This window comes from Kineosporia sp. R_H_3 (assembly GCF_002198675.1).
Taxonomy (GTDB): Bacteria; Actinomycetota; Actinomycetes; order Actinomycetales; family Kineosporiaceae; genus R-H-3.
In genome coordinates this window covers 15,700-22,690 of sequence record NZ_MWLL01000111.1, presented here as the reverse complement: position 1 = coordinate 22,690, position 6,991 = coordinate 15,700, and the positions used below count along the sequence as shown (strand labels likewise).

Here is a 6,991-nt window from a genome sequence, read left to right as displayed (position 1 = left end):
CCGGTATGAGTACGCCGGCGGCGTCGGGTCGGAACTGCTCTCGGCCGCCGGCGTACTCATACCGGCATCGTGTCATGCCTGCGTGTTCGGGGCGTAGGTGCCGACGTCACCCGCCGGTCGGCCGTCACCGGTCCGGAGCAGCGCCCGTCGGCCGGGAGAACATCACGTCGGTGTCCCAGTGGGTGAACCCGAGGCTGCGGTAGACGGCGAGGGCCGGGGCGTTGTCGGCCTCGACGTAGAGCATCGCCTGCGGCAGGCCCCGGGCGCGCAGCCACTGCAGACCCGCGAGGGTCATCGCCCGGCCGAGCCCGCGGCCCTGGGCGGCCGGGTCGACGCCGACGACGTAGACCTCGCCGATCGGGTCGTGGGCGTGCGGGTGGGCGTGCGGCTGCGGGTCGGCGCCGTCGGCCGCGGCCCGGCCGGTGGCCGCGGGGCCGCGGTCGTGCCCGTCGCCGCCGTGGATCTTCGTCCAGTGGAAGGCGACCATCGCGCCGGTCGTGTCGTCGAAGGCGACGAGGAAGCCCCCGGGGTCGAACCAGGCCTCGCGCATCCGGGCGCCGAGGTCGGCCGCCGTCCAGCCGCCCTGCTCCGGGTGGTGGGCGAAGGCCTTGGCGTTGAGCGCCAGCCACTCCGCGTCGTCCGTGCCGGGCCGGAACGCACGGACCGTGACCCCGTCCGGGATCCGGGCCTCGGGCAGCGGCGACCACAGCGAGCGACGCATCTGCTCCAGCCGGCGCACCTCGCGGAACCCCAGGGACGCCGCGAGCGCCCGCGCCGAGGAGTTGTCGCCGTGCGCCCACAGCCGCAACCGGCCGTCGGGGGTGGCCGCCGCGGCGGCCTCGACGAGACGCCGGCCGTGGCCGGCCCCGCGGGAGCCCGGGTGGACGACGATCTCCACCGCGGCGCCCGCGACGACGTCCGTCGGGTCCAGGTGGGCGTAGCCGACGAGCCGTTCGCCGGGCCGGACGACGGGCGGTGGCGACCCGGCGCCGGCGGCGGGCGTCCCGTCGTCCGGCTGCGCACCGTCGTCCGGGACGACGAGCAGCAGGTTCCGGTCCGGCCCCTCGCCGCCGTACCGGACGTGGAGGGTGACGTGCTCGCTCAGCGGGCGGACGCCGTCGGCCACGGTGGCCGCGTCGACGAGGGCGAAGACCCGGGCCACGTCGGCCGGTGCGAGCGTGCCCGTGACGACGAGCCGCGCTCCGGGGACGTCGCGCCGGTCGGGGGCGGGCTGCACGGCGGGGTCCACCGCCACAGCCTAGGCGAGGGGGCTCGCACCACCGCGGCAGTCGCCCGGCGGTCACCCGGGTGACGCATCGTGACCGCTCGGCTGCACCATCGGGCCGGGTGTACCACCGGGTCGCTCCGCGTGAACGGCAGATGGTTGTTCGGAACCGAACAGTATCTACCCCTGGTGATCCTGACCGTTCGGTCAGTAGTGTCCCAACGTTCACGACTTGGCATGGTCGGTGGTGGTTCGTGCGCTGCTCGGGAGCCGCGCCGGGACCGCGCCGGGGAGAGCGACAGGGGAGAACAGGTATGGGAGCACGACTCAGAGGTCGGAGGGCGGCCGCGGTCGGCGCCCTCACGGTCGGCGCGCTGGTCGCGGCAGGGGCGGTCGGCTCCACCGCCGAGGCCCGCCCGCGACCGGTCGACCTGCAGATCCTCAGCTTCAACGACTTCCACGGCCACCTCGCGCCGCCCGGGGGCGGGGACGGCCGGCTGCCCGGGCAGGCGTCGACCGACTTCTACGGCGGCGCGGCCTACCTCGCCTCGACGCTGCAGACCCTGCGGACCGGCAAGAAGAACACCCTCACCGTCGCGGCCGGCGACCTCATCGGGGCCAGCCCGGTCGTCTCGGGCCTGTTCCACGACGAGCCGGCCGTCGAGGCGCTCGACGCCCTCGGGCTCGACGTCTCGAGCGTCGGCAACCACGAGTTCGACGAGGGCGCCGGCGAGCTGCTGCGCATGCAGTACGGCGGCTGCCACCCGACCGGGTGCTTCGACGAGGACGGCTACTCCGGCGCCGACTTCTCGTGGCTCGCGGCGAACGTCACCTGGAAGGACGGGGTCCGCGCGCCGCGGCCGGTCAGGGACTACGGCTCGTGGTTCCGCCGGTCCACGGGTCGCACGGTGCTCCCCCCGACCTGGGTCACCGAGGTCGACCACATCAAGGTCGGCTTCATCGGCATGACGCTCGAGGGCACCCCCGAGCTCGTCGCGCAGGCGGGCATCAAGGACCTCGACTTCCGCGACGAGGTCGTCACGGCGAACCTCGCCGCGAAGGACCTGCGCCGGCGCGGCGTCGAGGCGATCGTCGTCCTCGTCCACGAGGGCGGCCTGCCGCCGTCCGGTGCGGCGTACAACTTCCCGTGCACGGGGGCGAACGGCGCGGCGGCGATCTCCGGACCGATCGTGTCGATCGCGCAGAACCTCGCGCCGAGCATCGACATGGTGGTGAGCGGTCACACCCACCAGCCGTACACGTGCTCGATCCCGGACCCGGCGGGCAAGCCCCGCTCCGTCACGAGCGCGATGGCGTACGGCCGGCTCGTCACCGAGACGAACCTCCAGCTCGACCGGCGCACCAAGGACGTCGTCCGGTCGTCGGTGACGGCGGTCAACCGGCCGGTGCAGAACGCGAACGCCGCCGGGCCGGTCGGGACGCCGGACCCCGCCGTGCAGGCGATCGTCACCAAGTGGACGGCGCTCTCCGCGCCGCTCGCGAACCGGGCCGTCGGGACGTTCCAGGGGCCGGGTGACATCACCCGGAGCGCCGCGCGCAACACGGAGTCGGCGCTCGGCGATCTCATCGCGGACGCGCAGCTCGCCCGGACGGAGCCCAACGGGGCGCAGATCGCGCTCATGAACCCCGGTGGTGTCCGGGCCGACCTCACCTACGCGAGCAGCCCGGCGGGTGAGGGCCCGGGTGTCGTCACGTACGGCGAGGCCTTCGCCGTCCAGCCCTTCGCGAACACGCTCGTGACGATGACCCTCACGGGTGCGCAGGTGAAGACGGTCCTCGAGCAGCAGTGGGCCGTCCGCTCGGGCGTCGAGTCCTTCCTGCACCTGGGCATCTCCGAGGGGCTGACGTTCAGCTACTCGCCGTCGGCACCGCTGGGCAGCAGGATCCTCGCGGACACCCTGAAGCTCGACGGCGTCCTCGTCGACCCGGCCGCGACCTACCGGGTCACGGTGAACTCGTTCCTCGCCGACGGCGGGGACTCCTTCTTCGAGCTGCGCAACGGCACGGCGCGCACCGGCGGCGGGGTCGACCTCGACGAGCTCATCAACTACTTCGGGGCGAACCCGAACCTCGTGGCGCCGACGCCGAACCGGGCGACGAACGCCGACCTGCCCGCCGCTCCCTGACCGGGGCGGCCCGACCCGCACGACCGAACGACCCGAACCACCGCACGGACGAAGGGCGGCACCCCGGCCGGGGTGCCGCCCTTCGCGTCGCGCGGGTGCCGGGCGTCAGCCGACGCCGAGCAGCTGCTTGATCGGGTCGATCGTGAAGTACACGACGAACAGCGCCGAGGTGACCCACAGCAGCGGGTGGACCTGCGACGCCTTGCCCCGGGCCTGCTTGAGGACGACGAACGAGACGAAGCCCGCCCCGATGCCCGCGGTGATCGAGTACGTGAACGGCATGAGGACGATCGTGAGGAACGCCGGGAGGGCGATCTCCATGTCGTCCCAGTCGATCCCCTTGACCTGGGTCATCATGAGGAAGCCGACGATGATGAGCGCCGGCGTCGCCGCCTCGTAGGGGACGACGGCGACGAGCGGGGCGAACACCGTCGCGAGCAGGAAGAGCACGCCGGTGACGACGCTCGCCAGACCGGTGCGGGCGCCCTCGCCGACCCCGGCCGCCGACTCGATGTACGAGGTGTTGCTCGAGACGCTCGCCGCGCCGCCGGCGGCCGCCGCGATCGAGTCGACGACGAGGATCCGCTCGGTGTTCGGCGGGATGCCCTCCTCGTCGAGCAGGTTCGCCTCGGCCCCGATCGCGACCATCGTGCCCATCGTGTCGAAGAAGTCGGCGAGCAGCAGGGTGAAGACGAGCAGCACCGCGGTGACGACACCGATCTTCGAGAAGGAGCCGAAGAGGCTGAACTGGCCGAGCAGGCCGAAGTCGGGGACGTCGGTGACCTGCGAGGGCAGCTTCGGGACGTTGAGGCCCCAGCCGGTGGGGTTGACCTTGTCCGGCGGGGTGAAGCTCGGGCCGATCTTCGCGATCGCCTCGACGACGATCGCCACGACCGTCGCGGTGACGATCCCGATGAGGATCGCGCCCTTGACCTTGCGGAGCATGAGCACCGCCATCGTCAGCAGGCCGACGACGAAGACGACGGTCGGCCAGCCCGCGAGGAAGCCGCCGACGCCGAGCTCGACGGGCACCGGGCCCGCGCCCGTGCGGCGCACGATGCCGGCGTCGACGAAGCCGATGATCGTGATGAACAGGCCGATGCCGACGCTGATCGCCGTCTTGAGCTGGATCGGCACGGCGTGGAACACCGCGGTCCGGAACCCGGTGAGGACCAGGCCCAGGATGATGAGGCCCTCGAGCACGACGAGGCCCATCGCGTCGGCCCAGGTCATGTCCGGGAGCTGGGCGATGCCGAACGTCACGAAGGCGTTCAGCCCCAGGCCGGTCGCCAGCGCGAGAGGGTAGTTCGCGACGACGCCCATGAGGATCGTCATGAGGCCGGCGACGAGGGCGGTCGCCGCGGCGACCTTGGCGAGGTTCGGGGCATCGGCGGTGCCGCCGAGGAAGACGCCGGTGCCGTCCTTCTGGGTGCCGATGATGAGCGGGTTGAGGACGACGATGTACGCCATCGTGAAGAAGGTGACCAGGCCTCCGCGCACCTCGCGCGCGACGGTGGTCCCCCTCTCCGAGAGCTTGAACCAGCGGTCCAGGACGGTGGCTCCGGACGATGTCTGTGCGGGCACGGAGGCTGCCTCTCTCTGCCGTTCCGGCGGGAGACGGGGTGCTGACGCGCGCATCGTGCCAGAGCCGTCGGACGCCCGACGGACGATCGTGACGATCTTGGTGGCTTCTCGTGCTGTCGATGTTGTTTCGTCTTCGAGTGTGTTGTTGTCTATTGACATGCCGTGCGGGGCGGGCGTATGAATTAGGTCACGTCGAGGATGACCGGGAGGTGCGCCGATGTACGCCGAGGAGCGCCAGCAGTGGATCGTCGAGAACGCCCGGTCCGCGGGCCGGGTCGACGTCGCGGCCATCGCCGAGGCGCTCGACGTCACGACGGAGACGATCCGCCGCGACCTCAAGGTCCTCGAGCGGCACGGCCTGCTGCGCCGGGTGCACGGCGGTGCGATCCCCGTCGAGCGGCTCGGCTTCGAGCCCGGGCTCGCGGCGCGGGACGCCGTGCTCACGTCGGAGAAGGAGCGGATCGCCAAGCTCGCCCTCGCCGAGCTGCCCGACGAGGGGTCCGTGCTCCTCGACGCCGGCACGACGACCGCCCGGCTCGCCGAGGCGCTGCCGCTGGACCGTGAGCTCGTCGTCGTCACCAACGGGCTGCCGATCGCGATGTCGCTGTCCGCCCGGCCCAACCTCACCGTGCTCCTCGTCGGGGGCCGGGTCCGCGGCCGCACGCTCGCGGCCGTCGACTCCTGGGCGCTCAAGGCCCTCGAGGACACCTACGTCGACGTCGCGTTCGTCGGCACCAACGGTCTGAGCATCGAGCGCGGGCTCACGACGCCGGACCACAACGAGGCCGCGGTCAAGCGGGCGATGATCGGCTCGGCCCGCCGGACCGTGCTGCTCGCGGACCACAGCAAGGTCGGCGTGGACCACCTCGCGCGCTTCGCCGCGCTCGACGACATCGACGTCGTCATCAGCGACACCGGCCTCGACGCCGGCTACGCCGAGCGGCTGCGGGCGGCCGGGCCGAGGGTGGTGCTCGCATGATCCTCACGATCACCCTCAACCCGAGCGTCGACCGGACGATCGTCGTCGACGAGCTGCGCCGCGGCACCGTGCACCGCGCGACGTCCTGCCGGGTCGACCCGGGCGGCAAGGGCATCAACGTCGCCCGGGCGCTGTCGGCGCACGGGATCAGGACGACCGCCGTGGTCGCTCTCGGCGGGGCGGAGGGCCACCACCTCGCGGCGATGCTCGAGGTCGCCGGCATCGAGGTCGTCGGCGTGCCGATCTCGGGCTCGACCCGGTCCAACGTCACGGTCGTCGAGCCGGACGGCACGACGACCAAGCTCAACGAGCCCGGTGCCGCCCTCACCGACGCCGAGACGTCGGCCGTGCTCGGCGTCGTCGCCGGGCAGGCGGGCAGCGCGGAGTGGGTCGTCCTCAGCGGCCGGCTGCCACCGGGCGCGGACGTCGACCTCTACGCGCGGATCGTGCACCTCGCTGACCGTGCGGGCGCGCTGGCCGTCCTCGACACGAGCGGCCCGGCGCTCGCGGCGGGCATCGCCGCCCGGCCGGCCCTCGTGAAGCCGAACGCCGAGGAGCTCGAGGAGCTCGTCGGGCGGCCCCTGGAGACGGTCGGCGACGTCGTCAAGGCCTGCCGCGACGTGCTCGACGCCGGGGCCGGGCAGGTGCTCGCCAGCCTCGGCGCCGACGGAGCGCTCCTCGTCGGACCGGAGGGCGTGCTGCACGCGCGCGGCCCGCACGTGCACCCGCTGAGCTCGGTCGGGGCGGGGGACGCCCTGCTCGCCGGCTTCCTCGCCGGAGGAGGCCGCGGCCGGGAGGCGCTGGCGGCGGCCGTCGCCTGGGGGACGGCCGCCGTCAGCCTGCCCGGCAGCCGGATGCCCGGCCCGGCCGACGTCCACCCCGAGCTCGTCGTCCTCGACCCCGATCCCGACCCGGCCCGGAGGCTGCCCGCCGGCGGCTGAGCGCAGCCACCCACGAACCCACCTGCGACCGGTGAGCGTCACCGGCCGCAGGGCGGTACCGCACTGCCCGAACGTCCCGCACGGCCGAACACCGCACCGCCGAACACCCCGCACC

The 6,991-nt window shown here is 73.2% G+C and carries 5 protein-coding genes; 3 read left to right on the top strand and 2 right to left on the bottom strand.

Going from position 1 to position 6,991, the window contains the following annotated elements; all coding sequences use genetic code 11:
- Positions 1-124: 124 nt before the first annotated feature.
- Positions 125-1,249 carry a mycothiol synthase gene (mshD, locus tag ECOMGDLI_RS10770; protein ID WP_233153400.1) on the bottom strand — a complete coding sequence of 375 codons (1,125 nt, stop codon included), beginning with the start codon at positions 1,247-1,249 and terminating at the stop codon, positions 125-127.
- A 290-nt stretch (positions 1,250-1,539) separates the two neighbouring features.
- Between mshD and ECOMGDLI_RS10765 the strand changes: the two genes are divergently transcribed.
- Positions 1,540-3,372: a bifunctional UDP-sugar hydrolase/5'-nucleotidase gene (locus tag ECOMGDLI_RS10765; RefSeq protein WP_088316837.1), complete on the top strand. Its 1,833-nt coding sequence runs from the start codon at positions 1,540-1,542 to the stop codon at positions 3,370-3,372.
- 105 nt (positions 3,373-3,477) lie between these two features.
- On the opposite strand, the gene ECOMGDLI_RS10760 is transcribed toward ECOMGDLI_RS10765, so the two are convergent.
- Complete coding sequence (locus ECOMGDLI_RS10760) at positions 3,478-5,010, bottom strand: NCS2 family permease (protein ID WP_088316836.1); 1,533 nt, start codon at positions 5,008-5,010, stop codon at positions 3,478-3,480.
- A 163-nt stretch (positions 5,011-5,173) separates the two neighbouring features.
- On the opposite strand from ECOMGDLI_RS10760, the gene ECOMGDLI_RS10755 reads away from it, so the two are divergent.
- The gene (locus tag ECOMGDLI_RS10755) at positions 5,174-5,935 is read left to right on the top strand and encodes a DeoR/GlpR family DNA-binding transcription regulator (protein WP_088316835.1); all 762 of its coding nucleotides are present in this window, start codon (positions 5,174-5,176) and stop codon (positions 5,933-5,935) included.
- Positions 5,932-6,876 (top strand): 1-phosphofructokinase, encoded by a 945-nt coding sequence (pfkB, locus tag ECOMGDLI_RS10750; protein ID WP_088316834.1) that lies wholly within the window; start codon positions 5,932-5,934, stop codon positions 6,874-6,876. Before ECOMGDLI_RS10755 ends, pfkB begins: the two co-directional genes overlap by 4 nt.
- The last annotated feature ends 115 nt before the right edge of the window (positions 6,877-6,991 follow it).